2 protein-coding genes are annotated in these 2,562 nt (G+C 66.1%); both read right to left on the reverse strand.

From position 1 onward, the window contains the following. A partial coding sequence (locus tag D6M19_RS35385; protein ID WP_407665432.1) for a hypothetical protein occupies positions 1-114 on the reverse strand: 114 nt, incomplete at its 3' end. A gap of 5 nt (positions 115-119) precedes the next feature. After that, positions 120-2,562: acyltransferase domain-containing protein (locus D6M19_RS35205; protein WP_123029666.1), on the reverse strand; the 2,443-nt coding region annotated here is incomplete at its 5' end.

Here is a 2,562-nt window from a genome sequence, read left to right on the forward strand (position 1 = left end):
GGCAATCGGCTCGGTATCACCCTTCTCGGCGATCTCCAGACGTGCCGTGAGCTCATCAATCCGATGAAGTGCCTCGGTGATGATCGCCCGGCGATCCGACGGCGCACCAGCCATCGCGCTCAATTCACCTTCTCCGAAATTTCGACCCCGGCAAGTTCCTGGTCGGCATCGCCGATCGTCGCCAGGTGTTCGGCGAGCTCTTCAACGGTCGGGAAGTCAAACACGACAGACTGGTCCAATACCTCGCCGAGGGTCTCGGCGAGTGCCCGCTGCAGCAACACGCTCATCAGCGAATCCATCCCGAGCTCGAAGAAATCTGCCGAGGCGTTCAGCGACTGCCCCGCAGGAAGTCCCATCACGGCGGCGACCAGCATGCCGACGTGGTCCCGCAGCAGCTGCCTGCGCTTGTCGGACCCGCAGACCCGCCAGACGTCCTTGATCTCACCGGCGATGGGCCCGTCGGTGTCCTCGGCGGAATCCCCTGCTTCGGCGGGGTGCTCGGCGGAGGTCGTGTCGCCGAATTCGACGATGCCGCCCCAGATATCGGGATGCTGCAGCGCCAGCATGCGGCCCAGCCCCCACAGGATCGCCTGGGCGGGATTGTCCTGGTCGTCCGGGACGACCTCACGAACCAGCACGAACAGCCGCGGTGGCGATGCCATGGTGGCCAGGGCCGCGGTCAGCCGTCTCGCCGCGCTGAACAGCATATAGCCGGACTCGGCGTCGAATTGCGATGCCGAAATGTCCGGCGCGTACAGCACATTGGTGACGCTGCCGAGGGAATCCAGCAACGCTGGCCCCGTCGATTCGTCCCCGAGCAACGTGGTCGGAGTGACATCGACGGCGAGGTCGTGACCCAGCGTGCGAACAATCTCTACGCCGAACGATTCATCTGCGAACAGCAGCCATGACCCGGTGTCGGCGGTCACCACATCACCCAATGAGCGCACCGGCCACGCCAAATCAGATCCCCAGTCGTCCTTCGACCGATTACGACGCTTCGACGACGAGGCGCTCAGCCAGTGGCTCTTGTGGTGCCAGGGGGTGACAGGCAAGACAGGATGAGGTTCGGGTGGGTGTGGCGTCGCCGGGGGCGAAATGGTGTGCGCCGCATTGAGGTTGGTATGGAAGGCCTGGGTGTCGTGCACATCGCGCAGCAGAGTGGGGACGTGGTGGTGGTGAACACCAGCCAGCGTTTCCGTGATCGCGTGGGCCAGCAGTGGATGGGGGCTCACTTCGATGAAGGTGGCGTGGCTCTCCCCCGCCGCCGCGACGGCCTGGCTGAATCGGACCGGCTGACGCACGTTGGCCACCCAGTAGTCGGCGTCAAGGTCGGTCGCACCGTCTGCCGCCGTCGAGATAAACGGAATCGTGGGTTTCTTGGGCGCGAGATCGGCCAGCGCCGAACGCAGTTCGGACAGGATTGGATCGATGGTGGGGTGGTGCGACGCGACATCGACTTCGATGCGTCGAGCCAGTCGCGTCTGCCCGGCCACCTTCGCGATCAGGCCATCGACGTCGGCGGGCGGACCCGCGATGACGGTCTGGCCCGGCGATGCGAAGACCGCAAGCGTGACGTCCGGCTGGTCGGCGATCAACTCCGCGGTGGCGTCGGCGTCCAGTTCGAGCAGCGCCATCGCGCCCTGGCCGGCGAGCCGCGACATCAACCGCGACCGGGTTGCGATGATCCTCAGCCCCTCGGCCGGAGTCAGCGCGCCCGCAACGACGGCGGCAGCGACTTCGCCCATGGAATGGCCGATCACCGCGTCGGGGTTGATTCCGTAGGACCGCCACAGCTGGGTGAGCGCCAGCTGCAGAGCCGTCAGTACCGGCTGAATGCGCTCGATTCCGACCAGCGGCTGACCGTCGGTAAGAACCTTCTGCAGGGAGAAGCCGACGTGCTCGACGAACGCGGGTTCCAACTCGGCGATTGCTTCGGCGAAGGCCGGCTCGTCGGCAAGCAGTTGTCGGCCCATCCCGGCCCACTGCGAGCCTTGACCGGAGTACACGAACACCGTTCCTGGCCTGCAGGGACCTGCGTGGGGCCCGACTACACCGACGGCGGCTTCGCCATCGGCGAGTGCCTGTAGCCCGGCGAGGGCTTCTGCGCGGTCGCGGGCGCAGACGGTGGCGAACCTGGGTTGCCGGGCCCGGTGATGGTTGAGCGTGTGGGCCACATCGCCCAGCCCGACGTTTGCGCCCGGACCGGTCATCCACTGCACAAGCGCCCCCGCTGTCGAGGCGATCCGCTCCGGGGTCTTGGCCGATACCACCAACGTCGTCACCGGTGGATCCGGTTCCCACCGCACGGGTTCGGGAGCGGGTGCCTGCTCGATGATGATGTGAGCGTTGGTTCCGCTGACGCCGAAAGAGGACACACCGGCGCGACGTGCCCGGCCCGTCACTGGCCATTCCGTCGGCTGTGCGGCGATGGCGAATTTTGTTGCGCCTTCGCCGGCGTGGGGTGTGAGGGTGGTGAAGTTGAGGTGTTTGGGGATGTGGCCGTGTTTGACACTGAGCACCGTCTTGATGAAACCGGTGATGCCTGCGGCCGATTCGAGG

It is taken from the genome of Mycolicibacterium stellerae (assembly GCF_003719305.1).
GTDB classification, from domain to species: domain Bacteria; phylum Actinomycetota; class Actinomycetes; order Mycobacteriales; family Mycobacteriaceae; genus Mycobacterium; species Mycobacterium stellerae.